Below are 17,555 nucleotides of genomic sequence, written 5' to 3' on the forward strand. Positions count from 1 at the left end.
GAACCGAAAACCTAACCCCCTTTCAACCGAAGGAGAGCACCCGATGCTTATCGAGCGCATTTACGATGAAGACCTCGCCCAGGCCAGTTACCTGATTGGCTGCCAGGCCAAGGGTGAAGCGATCGTGGTGGACGGCCGCCGCGACATCGCCGTGTACCAGGACCTTGCCGCAAAGAACGGCATGACGATCGTGGCCGTCACCGAAACCCACATCCACGCCGATTACCTCTCCGGCACCCGTGAACTCGCTGCCGCCACCGGCGCGAAGATCTACGTTTCCGGTGAGGGCGGCCCGGACTGGCAGTACGAATTCGACGGCGAGCGCCTCTACGACGGTGACAAGATCACCCTGGGCAACATCACCATCAAGGCAGTACATACTCCCGGCCACACGCCGGAACACCTGTCCTTCCTGGTCACGGACGGCGCCTTCAGCGACCAGCCCGGCTACCTGCTCTCCGGCGACTTCGTGTTCTCCGGCGACCTGGGCCGGCCGGACCTGCTGGACGAAGCCGCCGGCGGCATCGATACCCGCTTCGAGGGAGCCAAGCAGCTCTTCGCCAGCCTCCGGGACAAGTTCCTGACCCTGCCGGATTACGTCCAGGTCCACCCCGCCCACGGCGCCGGCAGCGCCTGCGGCAAGGCACTCGGCGCGATCCCTTCCTCCACGGTTGGCTACGAGCGGCTCTACTCCTGGTGGGGCCCCTACCTTGCAGCCAACGACGAGCAGGGCTTCATCAACGAACTCCTCGACGGCCAGCCCGACGCCCACGCCTACTTCGGCCGCATGAAGCGGGAAAACCGCGAAGGCCCCGCAGTGATGGGTGAGCGGACGCCGCTGCCTGAACTCTCACAAGGCATTGTTGCTGCAGGCCTGGCCGAGGACACCCTGACCTTCATCGACACCCGTCCCAACAGCGAGGTCCACGAAGGCACGGTAGCCCGTTCCCTGAACGTACCGGCCGGCAAGTCCGTGGCCAGCTACGGCGCCTGGGTAGTGAACCCCGAGACGGACAAGAACCCGCTGGTACTCCTGGCCCAGGACCAGGAACAGGCCATGGACATGTGGGACCACCTGGTACGGGTCGGCATCGACAACGTCGCCGGCTACGTCACCAGCATTGAAGGGCTCCCCATGACCACCCCGAAGCTGATCCAGCCCGAGGAACTGGAAGGCTTTGACGCCGTCATGATCCTGGACGTCCGCAACAAGACGGAGCACACCTCCGGGCACATCCCCGGCTCCTACCAGCTCAGCGGCGGCCGGGTGATGTGGCACCTGGACGAACTGCCCACCGAAGGCACCATCGTGACCTACTGCCAGTCAGGCGTCCGGAATTCCGTTGCGGCCAGCGCCCTGCGCAGGGCCGGGTACGACGTCGTCGAACTGGACGGCAGCTACGCCGGCTGGAACATGTGGCAGCAGTCACGGCAGAACGCCGTCGCGGCCAAGTAACCCCCAGACTGCCCGGGCCGGACCCCCCTCCGGCCCGGGCAACAAGCCCGGGCGCGTTCCCCAGCGCGCCCGGGCACCTTCATGCCACCCGCCACGAACGGAGCCAGACCATGCAGGGACGAACGATCGGCCATCACGCCGGCGGCCCGCCAGGCATCAGCCTGGGGCTGCGTCAAAACCTGGCGCAGTTCATGCTTCTTGTGGCGGTCAACGCACTGGTGGGCGGCACCCTTGGGCAGGAAAGGACGGTACTGCCGCTCCTGGCCGAGGAAGTGTTTGGGCTGGATCACTACACGGGCGCCCTGACGTACATCCTGGCGTTCGGGGTAGCCAAGGCCGCCACCAACTACTTCGCCGGGACCCTGTCCGACCGCTACGGCCGCAAGCCTGTGCTCATCGCAGGCTGGCTTGTTGCCCTCCCGGTGCCGTTCCTCCTGATTTTCGGAGACTCCTGGGCCCTGATCGTCACAGCCAATGTTGTCCTGGGCATCAGCCAGGGCCTTACCTGGTCCACCACCGTCATGATGAAAATGGATTTGGTGGGACCGGAACGCCGCGGCCTGGCAATGGGGCTCAATGAAGCGGCCGGCTACCTTGGCGTTGCCGGAACTGCGTTGGCCACCGGCTACATCGCCTCCACCTTCGGCCTGCGCCCCGGGCCCTTCCTCCTCGGTGCGGCGTTCATCGCCATCGGCCTCGGACTGTCCGTTTTGGCTGTCCGGGAGACGCATCACCACGTGAAGGCAGAGGCCGCCCACCATATCTCCAGCCACGCCGGAACCCACGGCAGCCTCAGCTCCCGGGAGGTCTTTTCACTGACCAGCTTCCGCGACAAGTCGTTGTCCTCCGTCAGCCAGGCCGGCATGGTGAACAACCTCAACGACGGACTGGCGTGGGGCCTGTTCCCCGTCCTCTTTGTGACGGCAGGAGGGCTCAGCCTGGAACGCGTCGGAATCCTCGCCGCCGTATACCCCGCTGTCTGGGGTGCCGGGCAGCTGGTGACGGGCCCGCTCTCGGACCGGATCGGCCGCAAACCGCTCATCGCCGGGGGCATGCTCCTCCAGGCCGCCGCACTGGCGATGGTCGCCGTCGGACGGGACTTCGAAACCTGGCTCGCCGCCGTCGTCCTGCTGGGCGCAGGTACGGCCATGGTGTATCCCACGCTGCTGGCCGCCATCGGCGACGTGGCCCACCCGCTGTGGCGGGCACGCTCCATCGGCATCTACCGGCTGTGGCGTGATGCGGGCTTCGCCGTCGGGGCGCTGCTCTCAGGCATACTTGCGGACGCTTACGGCATACCGGCGGCGGTGGCGGCCGTTGCCGCCATCACCGCGGCATCCGGCGCACTGGTGGCCATGCGGATGCGCGGCGGAGACCACCGCCCAACCTGACCATCCGGCACCACCTGCCGGCCCTACCCCATGGCGGGCGCGGCGGCCGTGCGGCCGGACAGCTGCCGGCGGGCCCAACGGGCCAGTTTCTTGCCCTTGCCCTTCCACCAGTTGTCCTCGTCCTTGTCGTGGTGGAGGCGGAAGATGATGGCCACCAGCACGAACATCCCCATCACCACGTCAATCCAGGACGCCAGCACCAGGGCAATCAGGACGGTCAGTCCGTTCGCAATGATGGACGGCACTGCGAGGGTCCGGAAGACGGTGCTCGCGAGGTAGCGGCGGTGTGACCTCGGAACAGACAGTGCACGGACCATGTCGAAGCAGACGCACACCACCACAATCGTCTGCCCCAGGGCCAGCAGGATCTGGCCGGGAAGTGAGCCGCTGAGCGCCGCCACCGACTCCATCCCCGGGCTCATCGGTGCACCTCAACGGCAGGGCTGCAAAAAGCGAAACCACACATGGAAAACCCCCAGAAACTTGGAACCACTGCTGCTGATCCAACAGTGGTTCCATTGAAGTTTCCGGGGGCATCCGTGGTCACGAGTAGTGAGTACTCTATTTCCGCCCTGCGATGCTGGAGCGGTACTTAGCCGCGCTTACTTGCCGATGGCGCGGGGCCGCCACAGCACCACTGCCTGTGACCGGGGGCGGGGGCGCTGCCCGCGGGCCAGGCTCACCACGTCACCGGCGGCGCCTGCGGCAAAGATCCGTGCATCCAGCGGTTGCCGGCGGCGGCCGAGCTCCTCGGTCAGCTCGCTGATCCGGCTCTGCAGGGCTGCAACCTGGTTCTCAAGTTCCAGGATGCGCTTGATCCCTTCCAGCGATACGCCTTCCTGGGACAACCGCTGCACCTCGCGCAGCATGTTGACGTCCCGCTGCGAATAGCGGCGGGACTTGCCGGGCGCGCGGCTGGGCGAAACGATGCCCAGCCGGTCGTACTGCCGGAGCGTCTGAGGGTGCATGTCCGCAAGCTCAGCCGCCACCGAAATCACAAAGATGGGCTGGTCAGCACTGACGTCCACAGCACACCCTCCCTGCTACAACCGGGCCTTGGCGGCCAGGCCCTCGCGGACATCCGCACCCGCCGTTGCCTCTGCAAAGGCCTTGACTGCGGCTTCGGCCTCCTTGTTCAGGTTCTTGGGCACCGCGACGTCGATGGTCACCAGAAGGTCACCGGTCCCCTTGGACGTCTTCACGCCTTTGCCCTTGACGCGCAGCGTACGGCCCGACGGCGTCCCTGCCGGCACGCGGACCCGCACCTTTTCGCCCTCGATGGTGGGCACTTCGATGTCGGCGCCCAAAGCAGCTTCGGGGAAGGTGACGGGCACGTGGATGCGGAGGTTGTCGCCGTCGCGCGTGTAGAACTGATGCGGCTGGACCGAGACGGACACCACAAGGTCGCCGTTGCCTGCGGGGCCGGGCTGGCCCTTGCCGCGGACGCGGATCTTCTGGCCGTCCTTGATGCCTGCGGGCACGCGGACGTCGATGACCTCACCGCTCGGTTCCCGCAGTCCGATGGTGGTGCCGCGGATTGCGCCGGCAAAGGAGATGCTGGTGGAGGCAGTGCGGTCAGCACCCTTGGACGGTGCCCGCTGGAAGCCGGTCTGGCCGAAGCCGCCGCCGAACAGGTCCGCGAACTCGGGCGGGATACCGCCGGAAGAGGGGTTGAAGCCGCCGGCGTGCCGGCCGGTGTTACCCGTGAACAGGCCGCCGAACAGGTCCTCGAAACCGCCATTGGCGGCGCCGGCACCGCCAGGTGCGAACCGGGCACCCCCGCCCATGGCCCGGATGGCGTCGTACTGCTGGCGCTCATCGGGGTCCGAGAGCACAGAGTAGGCCTCGGAAATGTCCTTGAACTTCTTCTCGGACGCGGCGTTCCCCGCATTCGTGTCGGGGTGGTGCTGCCGGGCAAGCTTCCGGTAGGCCTTCTTGATGTCGGCGTCGGAAGCGTCCTTGGCAACACCAAGGATCTTGTAAAAGTCCTTGTCCACCCAATCCTGGCTAGCCAATGGCGTTTCCTTTCTAGTACTTACTAAAGCTCTACGCGCTGCATGGGCCCCCGCCCCTACGCCGGGTGGCCTGGGATCTGCGATCCCAAGCCACCCGGCTCCGATAGGCCCGATGCCACTCCCGGGGCCCATGCAGCGCTCCGAGCTTTGTGGTCATCTCACCTTAGGCGAGATGACCGCCTGCGCGGAGGCCGGATATGGGGCGGCGGTGTGGAGGGCACCGCGAAGCGGGCACCGCCCCATATCCGGCGGAGCGCCTGGTGACCGTCAGGCCGGTACCGCGACAATCACCTGTGCGGCCCGAAGGACGCGGTCGCCTGACTTGTAGCCGGAGCGGAGCACCTGGCTGACGGTGTCAACCTCGATGTCCTCGCCGGGCTGCTGGATCAGGGCCTCGTGGATCGTGGGATCGAACTCCACGCCGGTCTCGTCGATGCGGGTCAGGCCGTACGTCTTCAGCGCGTTCTCCAGCTTGGTGGCGATCGCTGCGAACGGACCGTCAGTGAGGTCGCCATGCTGGCGGGCCGCATCGACGTCGTCCAGGACCGGCAGCAGCGAGTTCAGGACGCCGATGACGGCCATCTCCCCTGCTACTGCGCGGTCACGCTCCACCCGCTTGCGGTAGTTGACGTACTCGGCCTGCAGGCGGAGGAGGTCGTTCCGCAGCTCTGCAACCTCGGCGGCGGTGGTACCGGCCGCCGCGGCGCCCTGGGCCACGGATTCCTCCGCCGGCACCTCGACGCGGTTGAGGATCTCCTCAGCCTGGGCCAGCGCGTCGCCGTCGGATTCCTGGGAAGCCGACGCCGGGCCGGAGCCCTTGGGGGCGTGCCCGCCTTCAGCGTGACCGCCTTCGGGGTGCCGGGCCTGCCCGGTCACCGGGTCAACCTTGCGGTTGTCCCGGATGACCGGCTCGCCGTCGTGCCTGCTCTGGTCGGTGGAAGTGTGCTCTTCCTCGTTACCGTGATGGGGCATGATTACTTCTTCGCTTCGTCTTCGTCGATGATCTCGGCGTCAACAATGTCCTCGTCAGCCTTGGAGTCAGCGGAACCGGCGGCACCTTCAGCACCTGCGGCGCCGGTGTTTCCGTCCGGGGACCCCGCCTGGGCGTAGATGGCCTCGCCCAGCTTGGTCTGCGATGCCTGCAGCTTCTCGAAGGCGGACTTCACAGCGGCGTCGTCCGTGCCTTCGAGGGCCTTCTTCAGGTCGTCGACGTCGGTCTGGACCTCGGTCTTGACCTCTTCAGGCAGCTTGTCGGCGTTGTCGGCGATGAGCTTGTCCACGGAGTAGGCCAGCTGCTCCGCGGAGTTGCGGGTGTCGGTTGCCTCGCGGCGGGCCTTGTCCTCGGCTGCGTGCTCCTCAGCGTCACGGACCATGCGGTCGATGTCTTCCTTGGAGAGCGCGGTGCCGCCGGTGATGGTCATGGACTGTTCCTTGCCGGTGCCCTTGTCCTTCGCGGAGACGTGGACGATGCCGTTGGCGTCGATGTCGAAGGTGACCTCGATCTGCGGGATGCCGCGCGGCGCCGGGGCGATGCCGGTCAGCTCGAACGTGCCCAGCGGCTTGTTGTCCCTGGTGAACTCGCGCTCACCCTGGAAGACCTGGATGGCCACGGACGGCTGGTTGTCGTCAGCGGTGGTGAAGGTCTCGGACCGCTTGGTGGGGATGGCGGTGTTGCGCTCGATCAGGTGCGTCATCACGCCGCCCTTGGTTTCGATGCCGAGGGACAGCGGGGTGACGTCGATCAGGAGGACATCCTTGCGCTCACCCTTCAGCACACCTGCCTGGAGGGCTGCACCAACGGCCACAACCTCATCCGGGTTCACGCCCTTGTTCGGCTCCTTGCCGCCGGCAAGTTCCTTGACCAGGTCGTAGACGGCGGGCATACGGGTGGAGCCACCGACCAGGACGATGTGGTTGATGTCGGAGAGCTTGATGCCGGCTTCCTTGATGACGTCGTGGAACGGCTTCTTGGTGCGCTCCAGGAGGTCCTTGGTGAGGTCCTGGAACTTGGCGCGGGTCAGCTGCTCGTCCAGGTGGACCGGGCCGTCGGGGGTGACGGAAAGGTACTGGAGCGAAACGTTGGTGCTGGTTGAGGAGGACAGTTCCTTCTTGGCCTGCTCAGCTGCTTCACGGAGGCGCTGCAGGGCGATCTTGTCCTTGGAGAGGTCGATGCCCTTGACCTTGAGCTGGTTCAGCAGGTAGTCAACGACCCGCTGGTCCCAGTCGTCACCGCCGAGGCGGTTGTCACCGGCGGTGGCGCGGACCTGGATGGTGGAGAAGCTGTCTTCGTCCTTGCCGACTTCCAGCAGGGAGACGTCGAAGGTACCGCCACCGAGGTCGAAGACCAGGATGAGTTCGTCTTCCTTGCCCTTGTCCAGGCCGTAGGCCAGTGCCGCGGCGGTGGGCTCGTTGACGATGCGCAGGACGTTCAGGCCGGCGATTTCGCCGGCTTCCTTGGTGGCCTGGCGCTCGGCGTCGTTGAAGTACGCCGGAACGGTGATGACGGCGTCGGTGACCTTCTCACCCAGGTAGGACTCGGCGTCGTTCTTCAACTTCATGAGGATACGCGCGGAGATTTCCTGCGGGGTGTACTTCTTGTCATCAATGTTGATGGTCCAGTCCGTGCCCATGTGGCGCTTGACCGAAGCGATGGTGCGGTCAATGTTGTTGACGGCCTGGCGCTTGGCGATTTCGCCAACCAGGACCTCGCCGGACTTGGAGAACGCAACGACGGACGGCGTGGTGCGGCCACCCTCGGCGTTGGCAATAACGGTGGGCTCGCCACCTTCGAGAACGGAGACGACGGAGTTGGTGGTTCCGAGGTCAATACCTACTGCACGTGACATGTGTTGCTTCCTTCTTTCCTTGGAAACTGGTCGGCGCTCGCTTATTGAGCGTTCTGCACTCAACTTTACTCAGCACGCAGATCATGTCAATCCCAAGTTGAGCGTAGTGCGCTCAACTCTCGTTCCCGACTTGCCGCGGGCCCTGCGCTTTCCCTTGCAGTGGCGCGGTTCCCGGCGGTTAAAGAAGTACGACGGCGCGCTCCCCTTTCGCTGTAGGAGAACGCGCCGTCGTCGTACTTCTTATGCCCTGCTACCTGCCACTGCCGTCGTCACCGTGGAGCGGGCCACGCTCATCGGCCGTGGTGTTCACCTGCCTGTCAGTAAGACCTTCGCGGATGGTGTCTGCTTCCCGTGCCGTTCCGGTGGACCCGGCCTCGCCGTAGTCACCATCCGGATATTCGCCGTCTTCGACGTTCCCGGCAGGCTCCCCCACGGTGCCTGCGTCGCCGTAGTCACCGTCCACGTACTGCCCGCCCTCACCTTCCAGGCCGGGGGCGGTGCTTCCCCTCCGCGGCTCCTCGCCAGGGATTTCCGGGTTCTCAGTCATGGTGCACCTCTCCTTTGAGTTCCGCGTCCATGCGGGCGCATTGGCAGTCTACCGAGCAGGTGTTTCCTCCAACAGGGCCTCAGTCCGGCCCGAAGGCTCCTCAAACTCCTGCCGCGCCAACTTGCTGGGCCACCAGATCCGCGGACCAATGTCGTACGCAAGGGCGGGAACCAGCAGCGACCGGACCAGCACCGTATCCAGCAGCACGCCGAAGGCCACGATAAAGGCCAGCTGCACCAGGAACATGATCGGGATAACGCCCAGGGCCGCGAACGTGGCTGCCAGCACGACGCCGGCGGAGGTGATCACACCGCCCGTGACTCCCAGGCCGCGCAGAATGCCGGGCCGGGTGCCGTGCTTCAGCGATTCCTCGCGGACACGGCTCATCAGGAAGATGTTGTAGTCCACGCCTAGGGCTACCAGGAACACAAAACCGAACAGCGGAACCGTTGCATCAGCCCCCGGGAATCCCAGGATGTTGTTGAATACGAAGGCGGAGACGCCCATGGCGGCCGCGTAGGAGAGCACCACGGAGAGCACCAGCAACACCGGTGCCAGGACGGAGCGGAGCAGCAGCATCAGGATGAAGAGGATGACCACCAGGACCACGGGGATGATGATCACCAGGTCCCGCTGGGCCGTGGTGTTGGTATCGAGTGCTGTTGCGGTCACACCGCCCACCAAGGCACCGGGATCCACCGTTTTCACCTCTGCGCGGAGGGCCTTGACGGTCTCCTCTGCTTCCAGCGAGTCCGCGGCGTCATTCAGAGTGGCGGTGATGAGTACCTTGCCGTCGCGGACGTCGGGGGCGCTGGGAGCGCCCGGGGCTCCGGTGATCGGCACGCTCCCCTGCGCGAGCAGGTAAGCCTCGCCCACGCCGTCGGACGCTTTCACAGCCTCCAGCACCTCCTGCGCCTTGCCCTGGTCCGCAACCACGACGGCGGGGCTGCCGCTGCCGGCGTCGAAGTGGCGCGCCAGCGCGTCCTGGCCGTCCACCGCATTGGACGCGGTCAGGATGACATCCGTCTGGGGCACGCCGTTGGCTTTGAGCTGCAGGACGCCGGCGGAGGCGACCGCCAGGAAAAGGACGGATGCAATCCACACCGCACGCGGGCGGCGGGCCACCAGGGAGCCGGTGGCATGCCACAGGCCCTTCTGGCCCTCAAGCCCGGTGATCAGCTCAGGCTCGCGTTCACTGGCGGGAACCAGTTTTGGAATGAAGGGCCAGAACGCCGCCCGGCCCAGCAGCCCCATCAGCGCCGGGAGCAGGGTGAGTGCCGCAAACAGGGAGCAGAGGATGCCGGCGGCCGCCACGGGGCCCAGGGCCTTGTTCGAGTTGAGGTCGGAAAAAAGCAGGCACAGCAGGGCGATGATCACGGTGGCGCCGGAGGCCAGGATCGGTTCAAAGGACGCTTTCCAGGCCGTCAACGCGGCCGCTGTGCGGTTGGTGGTGTGGGTCAGCGCCTCGCGGAACCGTGCCACGTAGAGCAGCGCGTAGTCCGTGGCCGCGCCGATCACCAGGATGGACAGGATGCCCTGGCTCTGGCCGTTCAGCTGGATCCAGCCGGCCTTGGCCATGCCGAATACCAGCAGGATGGCTGCGCAGAGGGCGAAGACCGACGTCAGGAGCACCATGATGGGCAGCAGGAGTGACCGGTACACGATCAGCAGGATCACGAAGACGGCAGCCAGTGCCACCAGCAGCAGGATCCCGTCGATGCCGGCGAAGGCGGCTGTCAGGTCGGCAGCGAGCCCGGCCGGTCCCGTCACGAAGGTCTGTGTTCCCTCCGGGGCCGCCTCTGCCACCGTCTCCCGCAGTTCCTGCACCGCCTCCTTGATCTCGGCCGATTCGCTGATGGACGCTATGAACTGGACCGCCCTGCCGTCCTCGGAGGGAATGGGTCCGATCACCGCACTGCCAAGCTGCAGCTCTTCCAGCTCTGTCCGAAGGCCGGCAACTTCACCCAGCTGGGCCGGAGTGAACGCCTCCCCGTTCTCGATCACGATCACGCCGGGAACCTCGTCCGAATCCCGGAATTTTGCCTGCCAGTCCTGGGCAGCAGTGGCTTCTGCCCCGGCGGGAAGGAACGAGGCCTGGTCGTTCGAGGAAACCTCTTCAAGCCTGCCGAAGGTAGGCCCACCAATTCCGGCGAGCGCAAGCCAGGTAAGGACCAGGATGACAGGAAGCAGCCAGCGCAGCCAGAACGGTACGCGCTCCTTGCCGGCGGATTTTGGTTTCATGATGCCTTCCGAAAGGGGGACGGGAGTAGTATTGGTTCCATACTAGAGTATCTCCACGATAGAGATAAGAGGCAGGCTAGCTGTTTTTGCTTCGCGCAGTACTGAGGGGGGCAGCACCCGGCTGCCTTTGCGGCTGAAGTAGTATCCGTCAGTACGGCAAACCCGCAGGAGCCGCAATGCGGCCGGAATTCGAGGAGGTGGTCATGGCAAGCGAGAGCCCCTTACCGGACGATGCCCGCACATCTCCCCCCGGGCCGGGAGCCCCCCATCCCCTGGTCCGGCTCCTGCAGGAGTTCACCCTGGAGGCCAACCGGTACGTAGACACAGCGGGCGGCCGGAAGGATATGCACCGCACGGACCTGAACGCGCTGGCAGTCATCATGACCCACACCGCGAAGGGGAACGTGGTGACGCCTGGCCTCCTCCGCAAGGAGCTGCACCTCAGCTCGCCGGCCACCACCGCCCTGATCGACAGGCTGGACCAGTCGGGTCATGTGGTGCGCGAACGGCACAGCTCCGACCGCCGGCAGGTCCAGTTGAAAATGACGCCCAAGGCGTACCAGGACGGCGGCGCCATCTTCGCCCCGCTCTCGCGCCACATGGGAAGCGCCATGGCAGACTTCTCGCCGGAGGAACTGGAGACAGTGACCCGTTTCATGACGGCAATGGTGGAAGCCACGGTGGCCGCCCGGGAGGAATCCTCCAGCTCACCCACCTCCCCACCCAACTAGGTAGCGGCAAGTGTCGTTTTGGAGCTTCAAAACGACACTTGCCGCTACCTGGCTGGGGGTAGCGTTTGGTTATGAGTGCGCAGCAGCCTGAAAACGATGTGTACACGCACGGCCATCACGAGTCGGTGGTCCGCGCCCATGCCGCCAGGACCGCCGAGAACTCGGCAGCCTTTGTCCTGCCCCACCTCACGCCGGGTTCGAGTGTCCTGGACGTCGGCTGCGGTCCGGGCACCATCACCTGCGACTTCGCAGCGCTGGTGGCTCCTGGAAAAGTCACGGGCCTGGACCGCTCGCCGGATATCATCGCCCAGGCGCAGGCCCTCGCCGTGGAACGCGAGGTACCCAATGTGGAATTCGTTGCCGGCAACATCTACGACCTGGAGTTCCAGGACGGGACGTTCGACGTCGTGCATGCCCACCAGGTGCTCCAACACCTCACGGACCCGGTGGAGATGTTCCTATAGACAACCCCTGTACCGATTTAGTTGCAGTCAAGTCTGAATCGGTGCCTCGTTTCCGCTTCAGCTTTAGGCTGGGGCAACACAGCTCATTCTGATTGGGGACAGAAATGAAACACACACTTTCCTTCGGTGCTTTGACCATCATTGCGTTCTCCCTGGCTTCCTGCTCCGCGGTAGCCCAAGACTCTCCGACGGCCAGCAGCTCGCCTTCTGTGGTGCAGGAGTTACCAACAGAGCTGCTTCTTAGTGAGGGTGGCAAAAAGGCCGTAGTGCATTCTGGCCCGTCAACCGCTCCGAGAGAAGACGCCCAGCTTACGGGACGTCTCGATAATGATGGAGCGGGCTGCTTTATCGTCCGCGCGGACGACGGTGATGATTACACGTTGGTCTTTCCTGAAGGTACGAAGTTCGATGGTGAGTCATTGGTCCTTCCTGACAGCTCGTCCGTATCCGAGGGTGAGTCGGTTTCTCTGTCCGGTGCTCGTGTTCCCGGCAATGAAAGCCTGAGCATGTGTCTGAACTACGCCCGGCTCCTATCGGTGGAAACGGCCTCAGTCGGGACTGTCTGAATAACGGTGTGTGGAGTCCGGCCTGATCCGAAAGGAGACGGCCGTGTCAGAGTCCACGTCCGAGATGGCAGGGGTGATGATCGATCCTGTGACGGGAGAGATCATCGATCAGAAGGAGCTTGCGGAGCGGTTGCTCGCGCAGGCCAAGGAACAGGGCGTGAGCCTGGTAGGCCCGGGCGGGCTGCTGAACCAACTCACGAGAAATGTGCTGGAGACCGCTCTGGAAGCCGAGCTGACAGAGCACCTCGGCCACGAGCACGGCCAGACACCGATCGCAGCCAACATGCGCAACGGCACCAGGTCAAAGACCGTGTTGACCGAGATCGGTCCGGTCGAGATTGAGGTGCCCCGGGATCGGGACGGGTCGTTCGAACCGGTGATCGTGCCCAAGCGGAAACGGCGTCTGGACGGGATCGACCAGATCGTGCTCTCCCTCTCTGCCCGGGGGCTGACGACCGGGGAAATCGCCGCCCACTTCGAGGAGGTCTACGGGGCCAGAGTCTCTAAAGACACCATCAGCCGCATCACGGAGAAAGTCGCCGGAGAACTGGCCGAATGGTCGGCCCGGCCTTTGGATCCGATCTATCCGGTGCTGTTCGTTGATGCGGTCGTGGTCAAGGTCCGTGACGGGCAGGTGCGCAACACCCCGTTCTACGTCGTTATGGGCGTCACCACCAATGGGGAGCGGGAGATCCTGGGCATCTGGGCCGGCGACGGTGGCGAGGGTGCCCGGTTCTGGCTGCAGGTCTTCTCGGAGCTGAAGAACCGGGGCGTGGAAGATGTGCTGATCGCCGTCTGCGACGGGCTCAAAGGCCTGCCGGAGGCGATCACGACCACGTGGGAGCGGACGGTGGTGCAGCAGTGCATCGTGCACCTGATCCGCAACAGCTTCCGCTACGCCGGACGCCAGCACCGCGACGGCATCGTCAAGGCGCTCAAGCCGGTCTACACGGCCCCGTCCGAGCAGGCGGCGAAGGACCGGTTCGCCGAATTCACTGCCGAGTGGGGCCAGCGGTATCCGGCCATCGTACGGCTCTGGGAATCCTCCTGGGCCGAATTCGTGCCCTTCCTGGAGTACGACGTGGAGATCCGACGGGTCATCTGCACGACGAACGCGATCGAGTCGATCAACGCACGCTACCGAAGGGCGGTGAGGGCCCGCGGGCACTTTCCGAACGAGACCGCTGCCCTGAAATGCCTATACCTGGTCACCAGATCTCTTGATCCAACCGGCGGTGGCCGTGCACGCTGGGTGATGAGGTGGAAGCCTGCGCTAAACGCGTTCGCTATTACCTTCGCTGGCCGGTTCGAAAGAACCACTCAACAATGAAAACCGGCCGGACTCCACACACCGTTTATCGGACAGTCCCCCTCAGTCGCTTCTTAGCGCCTTGGACTGTCAGCCAGTTTGAGACTGTCCGCTGTCCGAAAAGTTTTCCGCGAGGTTTAGAGTCATAGGAAGAATGAAATGGGGGATTTCAATGGAGAAGACGGATAGCCCGGCTACGGGGAGTACGGTTTCAACTTCGAAGCGAAGCTCGGCGCTTTCAGTTGTAATCGCTGGAGTCGGTTCCTTGGTGGTGATCTGCTTGACGGGTTACCTCACGATGCAGCTGCAGCTGTCCGAGATTCATGCTGTCTTGGGTCTCGATGGGCGCGCTGTTGGAGTTCCCGGCGACTGGTTGCCGTACGTGTGGCGGCTCTGTCTCGTTCTTGTCGGGCTTGCAGCAGTCCTCACATACCGCCTGCTCGTACACGGCACACCCGCCCGCCTTGTCGCTCTTGCACTTCTGACTGTCGCTGCTTTGTGGGCCACCCCGCTTGCATCAGGAGGACCCCGTGCCGGCGAGGAACACTACCCGCTGCTGGTGTACATCTTGATAGAAGGGGCCAAATCGCCCCTAGTCCTCTCTCTTATTGGTGCCCTTCTAGCTGGTCTAGTTGCAAGCCGCAGCAAGAGACGCGCCGAGTAGTCTTCCTCGTTGTCAGCCAGACTTCCAGGTTGCCCTTATCTTGTCTGGGTCAGGTCCCTTTTGAGGCTGTAGTAGAGCTCGCGGGCGATGAAGCGTTTGAGGCAGCGGATGGCGTCGGCTGATGAGTGCCCTTGAGCACGTTTGCGGTCACGGTATGCCTGGCTCCTTGGGTCATAGCGAAGTCGGCAGATGGCTATGAGGTAGATGACCCTGTTGGCTTGGCGGTTGCCTCCCCGGTGGAGCCGCATGCGGTGTGATTTCCCGGAGGAGACGGGGATGGGAGCGACGCCGCAGAGCCGGGCGAACGCGGCTTCGTTGCGGAAGCGCTCGAAGTTCTCACCGGCGGTTATGAGTAGTTGGGCGACACTGACGGGGCCGACTTGGGGCAGCGCCAGGGTGTTGGGTGCCACGGCGGAGACCAGCCGAGTCAGATGCTTGTCTACCTCGTTGATTTCGGCCGTGAGCTCGTAAACGCGGCGGCCGAGCTCCCGCAGTGCGTATTTCACTGCCTGCTCGGGCTCGTGGATCCGGCTCAGATCCGGCCGCAGGGCGCGGGCTTGAGTGGCTTTGCCCTCGAGGGTTCTGGCGGTCAGCCTGGTCCTGAGATGATCCGGTGCGGTGAGCAGAACATCCCGCAGCTGAACACATGCCGCGCTGCGGGCCTTGATCGCAGAGTCTCTGACCAGGTGAAGATTGCGGATTGCTTCGACCGCTCCGGTGGTGTCCTTCGCTGGATCTGTGCATTCACCAGAGAGAACTTTGCGGGCAGCAGCTTCAGCGTCGACAGCGTCGCTCTTACCGACGCGGTGACGGACTTGAGAGTGGCTCTTGTTTACCTCTACGACATCGATCCCTGCCGCGAGAAGGTGCCGGGTCAGGCCCGCGCCGTAGGATCCGGTGCATTCGATGCCGAATGCGTTGATGATGCCGAAGCTTGCTGCCCAGTCCAGCAGTTGTTGGTAGCCCCCGCGGTCCGAGGGGAATTCTCGGTCGCCGAGCATTCGCCCGTCCTGATCTACTGCAGCTGCATGGTGGACCAGCTGGTGGGTGTCCACTCCGATGGTTACAGCCTTGGCGGGGTGTGTCGTTGTCAGAGTCATGCCGCCTCATTCCTGTCGAGGTTGAGAATGGCGAGCACGATTGACCGGGCCGGGCGGACAAAGCACTGAAAAGCTAAGCTGCACGTTCCTATCAAGTCACGACTCCGTCCGGCCCGGTCGCCCTAGGTGAGTGGCAGGACAGCTGTACCGACAGATCTCCGCATAGACAGATTCATGCACCAAGTACCGAACGTCACGCAGCGGGCAAGTCAGGAACTGCTCCCCTGCCACAGTCTCATTCTCGGCAGTTGGCCTGTCTCCAAACATCAGGCTCGCCATAGCCAAACCTTTGGTTCGAGACGGGCAGAGCAATCGAACCGACAAATCTCCTCCAATACAGATCCGGTCCTGTGCCGAACGTCAACATGCGGGTAAGCCAGGAACTACTGCCCTGCCACAGTTGCAATTCTCCTCAGTGGCGCTGCGGGAGATGCGGCGGGTTGCGAAGCCGGGCGGCATTGTTGCCGTGCGCGACGCCGATTTCCACGGCATGAGCTGGTATCCCGCCATCCCTGAGCTGGACGAGTGGATGGAGCTGTACCAGCGGATCGCACGCCGGAACGGGGCGGAACCCGATGCCGGCCGGCGGCTGGTCAGCTGGGCTCAGGCTGCCGGGTTCACCGACGTGGCCCCCAGCAGCAGCAACTGGCTCTATGCCACGGGACAGCAGCGCCGCTGGCAGGCCCGCGTCTGGGGTGAACGGGTGCTCCACTCCGCCTTTGCTGAGCAGGCGCTGGAGTACGGCTTTGCCAATCCTGCCGACCTTGCCCGCATTTCAGCGGGCTGGCACCGCTGGGGTTCCACCGATGACGGCTGGTTCCTGATTCCGAACGGAGAGGTGATCGCCCGGGCGTAGGGGCAGTTTGTCCACATAACCCCCGGACCCGGAGGCCGGCGCCGGACGTGCGCCGAGTAGTATTGTGAGGTGCAATTTTCCCTGTGGCTGGCCCTCGCGGGTGCCGGCACCCTGATCAGCTTCACTCCCGGCGCCGGGGCCATCAACACCATGAGCAATTCGTTGAACGCCGGGTTCCGCCGCTCCATTTGGGGCATCCTGGGGCAGCAGGCGGCACTGGTGATCCACGTGGTGATCGTCGCTCTGGGCGTGGGCGTGCTGGTGGCGAGCTCTCCCGTCGCCTTCAACGTGATCCGTTATGCCGGCGCGGCCTACCTTGTGTACCTGGGAATCAGGCAGTTCCTGAGCAAACCGGACCTCGAGGAACAGCAAACCGCGGCCCTCCGTAACGAGCCGGCCTGGTCGATCTTCCGCCGTGGCCTGTGGGTCAACTTGCTGAACCCGAAGGCCATCGTTTTCTTCCTGGCCTTCATGCCACAGTTCATCCGGCCCGAACAGCCCCTCCTTGCCCAGTACGCAGTGCTCACTGCAACCATCGTGGTCATCGACATCCTGGTCATGTGGTTCTTCTTCGCGGCGGCTGCCCGCTCCTTCCAAAGGTTTACGCGCACGGAGAAAGGCCAGCTGGTCCTTAGCAAGGTCTTTGGCGTCCTCTTTGTGGCGGTTGGCATCCTGCTCGCCGTCATCCACTAGCCCCCTGCTCTTACAGCTGAAGGCAAGGAACGTGACGGGAATAACAAGCTTCTTTACAAGCCCGTCAACCTTTGTGAATGCTCTCCCTAGCCAATCGGGCAGATAGCGCGCATGCTTAGTTTCATGAACTCAACGTCGAGCCCATACCGCGTCATCGCCGTCTGTACCGGAAATATCTGCCGGTCCCCCATGGCGGAGCTCATGCTCACGGCGGCCCTGGAACGCGCCGGGCTGGACCGCGTGGTGAGCGTGGACTCGGCGGGAACCACCGGCTATGAGGCGGGCCGGCCCATCGATCCCAGGGCTGCACGCAGGCTCGCCGCCACGCAACTGGCATCGCAGCAGCACATTGCCCGTGAATGGGTCCACGACTGGTTCCGGGAACGGGATCTGATCCTTGCCCTGGACATCGACCACTACGCCTGGCTGAGCGAGGCCGCTCCGGACCAGGAGTCCCTGGAGAAAATCCGGATGCTCCGCAGCTTTGATCCGGCCATGGCTGGCCGGGACCTGCTGGACCAGGGCATCGAAGACCCCTGGTATGGCGGGCACGCGGACTTCGACGCCGTCTGGCACCAGATCCACGCGGCACTGCCTGGGATCGTGGACCACATCAGGGCGGCGGTACTCAGGGGCGCCGAACTGCAGCGGCAGATCCACTAGCCGGAACGTACCC

The 17,555-nt window shown here is 64.3% G+C and carries 14 protein-coding genes and 2 pseudogenes; 8 read left to right on the forward strand and 8 right to left on the reverse strand.

Annotated features, from left to right (window positions below; translation table 11 throughout):
* Positions 1 to 43 precede the first annotated feature (43 nt).
* Both ASPHE3_RS18125 and ASPHE3_RS18130 read left to right on the forward strand, forming a co-directional pair.
* Positions 44 to 1,456, forward strand: coding sequence for an MBL fold metallo-hydrolase (locus ASPHE3_RS18125; RefSeq protein ID WP_013602654.1), 1,413 nt, complete (start codon positions 44 to 46; stop codon positions 1,454 to 1,456).
* 110 nt (positions 1,457 to 1,566) lie between these two features.
* Positions 1,567 to 2,847 (forward strand): MFS transporter, encoded by a 1,281-nt coding sequence (locus tag ASPHE3_RS18130; protein WP_013602655.1) that lies wholly within the window; start codon positions 1,567 to 1,569, stop codon positions 2,845 to 2,847.
* A gap of 23 nt (positions 2,848 to 2,870) precedes the next feature.
* Here ASPHE3_RS18130 and ASPHE3_RS18135 read toward each other — a convergent pair whose 3' ends face one another.
* From ASPHE3_RS18135 to ASPHE3_RS18165, 7 genes are all read right to left on the reverse strand, one after another.
* Positions 2,871 to 3,257 carry a hypothetical protein gene (locus ASPHE3_RS18135; RefSeq protein WP_013602656.1) on the reverse strand — a complete coding sequence of 129 codons (387 nt, stop codon included), beginning with the start codon at positions 3,255 to 3,257 and terminating at the stop codon, positions 2,871 to 2,873.
* Between the two features lie 192 nt (positions 3,258 to 3,449).
* Complete coding sequence (locus ASPHE3_RS18140; protein ID WP_013602657.1) at positions 3,450 to 3,875, reverse strand: heat shock protein transcriptional repressor HspR; 426 nt, start codon at positions 3,873 to 3,875, stop codon at positions 3,450 to 3,452.
* A gap of 15 nt (positions 3,876 to 3,890) precedes the next feature.
* The gene (locus tag ASPHE3_RS18145; RefSeq protein WP_174266602.1) at positions 3,891 to 4,862 is read right to left on the reverse strand and encodes a DnaJ C-terminal domain-containing protein; all 972 of its coding nucleotides are present in this window, start codon (positions 4,860 to 4,862) and stop codon (positions 3,891 to 3,893) included.
* A 267-nt stretch (positions 4,863 to 5,129) separates the two neighbouring features.
* Entirely contained in the window at positions 5,130 to 5,834 is a 705-nt protein-coding gene (locus ASPHE3_RS18150) for a nucleotide exchange factor GrpE (RefSeq protein ID WP_013602659.1), read from the reverse strand.
* Between the two features lie 2 nt (positions 5,835 to 5,836).
* The gene (gene dnaK, locus ASPHE3_RS18155; protein WP_013602660.1) at positions 5,837 to 7,708 is read right to left on the reverse strand and encodes a molecular chaperone DnaK; all 1,872 of its coding nucleotides are present in this window, start codon (positions 7,706 to 7,708) and stop codon (positions 5,837 to 5,839) included.
* A gap of 250 nt (positions 7,709 to 7,958) precedes the next feature.
* The gene (locus tag ASPHE3_RS18160) at positions 7,959 to 8,255 is read right to left on the reverse strand and encodes a hypothetical protein (RefSeq protein WP_013602661.1); all 297 of its coding nucleotides are present in this window, start codon (positions 8,253 to 8,255) and stop codon (positions 7,959 to 7,961) included.
* Positions 8,256 to 8,303: 48 nt separating this feature from the next.
* Positions 8,304 to 10,496 carry an MMPL family transporter gene (locus ASPHE3_RS18165; RefSeq protein ID WP_013602662.1) on the reverse strand — a complete coding sequence of 731 codons (2,193 nt, stop codon included), beginning with the start codon at positions 10,494 to 10,496 and terminating at the stop codon, positions 8,304 to 8,306.
* 203 nt (positions 10,497 to 10,699) lie between these two features.
* On the opposite strand from ASPHE3_RS18165, the gene ASPHE3_RS18170 reads away from it, so the two are divergent.
* The 3 genes and pseudogenes from ASPHE3_RS18170 (at position 10,700) to ASPHE3_RS18180 (ending at position 13,587) form a co-directional block, all read left to right on the forward strand.
* Positions 10,700 to 11,227, forward strand: coding sequence for a MarR family winged helix-turn-helix transcriptional regulator (locus tag ASPHE3_RS18170; protein WP_041653291.1), 528 nt, complete (start codon positions 10,700 to 10,702; stop codon positions 11,225 to 11,227).
* 71 nt (positions 11,228 to 11,298) lie between these two features.
* Positions 11,299 to 11,679 (forward strand): annotated as a pseudogene (locus ASPHE3_RS18175) (methyltransferase domain-containing protein); the annotation flags it as partial.
* 654 nt (positions 11,680 to 12,333) lie between these two features.
* Positions 12,334 to 13,587 carry an IS256 family transposase gene (locus tag ASPHE3_RS18180; protein WP_041653295.1) on the forward strand — a complete coding sequence of 418 codons (1,254 nt, stop codon included), beginning with the start codon at positions 12,334 to 12,336 and terminating at the stop codon, positions 13,585 to 13,587.
* 678 nt (positions 13,588 to 14,265) lie between these two features.
* Here the strand turns inward: ASPHE3_RS18180 and ASPHE3_RS18190 are convergent.
* The gene (locus tag ASPHE3_RS18190) at positions 14,266 to 15,330 is read right to left on the reverse strand and encodes an IS110 family RNA-guided transposase (RefSeq protein ID WP_013603094.1); all 1,065 of its coding nucleotides are present in this window, start codon (positions 15,328 to 15,330) and stop codon (positions 14,266 to 14,268) included.
* 418 nt (positions 15,331 to 15,748) lie between these two features.
* On the opposite strand from ASPHE3_RS18190, the pseudogene ASPHE3_RS18195 reads away from it, so the two are divergent.
* The 3 genes and pseudogenes from ASPHE3_RS18195 to ASPHE3_RS18205 form a co-directional block, all read left to right on the forward strand.
* A pseudogene (locus ASPHE3_RS18195) lies at positions 15,749 to 16,186 on the forward strand (SAM-dependent methyltransferase); the annotation flags it as partial.
* A gap of 69 nt (positions 16,187 to 16,255) precedes the next feature.
* Positions 16,256 to 16,879 (forward strand): LysE family transporter, encoded by a 624-nt coding sequence (locus tag ASPHE3_RS18200; protein WP_013602664.1) that lies wholly within the window; start codon positions 16,256 to 16,258, stop codon positions 16,877 to 16,879.
* 123 nt (positions 16,880 to 17,002) lie between these two features.
* The gene (locus tag ASPHE3_RS18205; RefSeq protein WP_041653299.1) at positions 17,003 to 17,542 is read left to right on the forward strand and encodes a low molecular weight protein-tyrosine-phosphatase; all 540 of its coding nucleotides are present in this window, start codon (positions 17,003 to 17,005) and stop codon (positions 17,540 to 17,542) included.
* Positions 17,543 to 17,555: the final 13 nt, after the last annotated feature.

Origin of the sequence: Pseudarthrobacter phenanthrenivorans Sphe3, assembly GCF_000189535.1 — a bacterium.
Classification (GTDB): domain Bacteria; phylum Actinomycetota; class Actinomycetes; order Actinomycetales; family Micrococcaceae; genus Arthrobacter; species Arthrobacter phenanthrenivorans.

Excerpts from the sequence above, each read along its gene's own strand:
- ASPHE3_RS18170 (WP_041653291.1), top strand. The coding sequence starts at position 10,700 with ATGGCAAGCGAGAGCCCCTTACCGGACGATGCCCGCACATCTCCCCCC.
- ASPHE3_RS18190 (WP_013603094.1), bottom strand. The coding sequence starts at position 15,330 with ATGACTCTGACAACGACACACCCCGCCAAGGCTGTAACCATCGGAGTG.
- ASPHE3_RS18130 (WP_013602655.1), top strand. The coding sequence starts at position 1,567 with ATGCAGGGACGAACGATCGGCCATCACGCCGGCGGCCCGCCAGGCATC.
- ASPHE3_RS18135 (WP_013602656.1), bottom strand. The coding sequence starts at position 3,257 with ATGGAGTCGGTGGCGGCGCTCAGCGGCTCACTTCCCGGCCAGATCCTG.
- ASPHE3_RS18180 (WP_041653295.1), top strand. The coding sequence starts at position 12,334 with ATGATCGATCCTGTGACGGGAGAGATCATCGATCAGAAGGAGCTTGCG.
- ASPHE3_RS18165 (WP_013602662.1), bottom strand. The coding sequence starts at position 10,496 with ATGAAACCAAAATCCGCCGGCAAGGAGCGCGTACCGTTCTGGCTGCGC.
- ASPHE3_RS18125 (WP_013602654.1), top strand. The coding sequence starts at position 44 with ATGCTTATCGAGCGCATTTACGATGAAGACCTCGCCCAGGCCAGTTAC.
- ASPHE3_RS18160 (WP_013602661.1), bottom strand. The coding sequence starts at position 8,255 with ATGACTGAGAACCCGGAAATCCCTGGCGAGGAGCCGCGGAGGGGAAGC.
- ASPHE3_RS18205 (WP_041653299.1), top strand. The coding sequence starts at position 17,003 with ATGAACTCAACGTCGAGCCCATACCGCGTCATCGCCGTCTGTACCGGA.
- ASPHE3_RS18150 (WP_013602659.1), bottom strand. The coding sequence starts at position 5,834 with ATGCCCCATCACGGTAACGAGGAAGAGCACACTTCCACCGACCAGAGC.
- dnaK (WP_013602660.1), bottom strand. The coding sequence starts at position 7,708 with ATGTCACGTGCAGTAGGTATTGACCTCGGAACCACCAACTCCGTCGTC.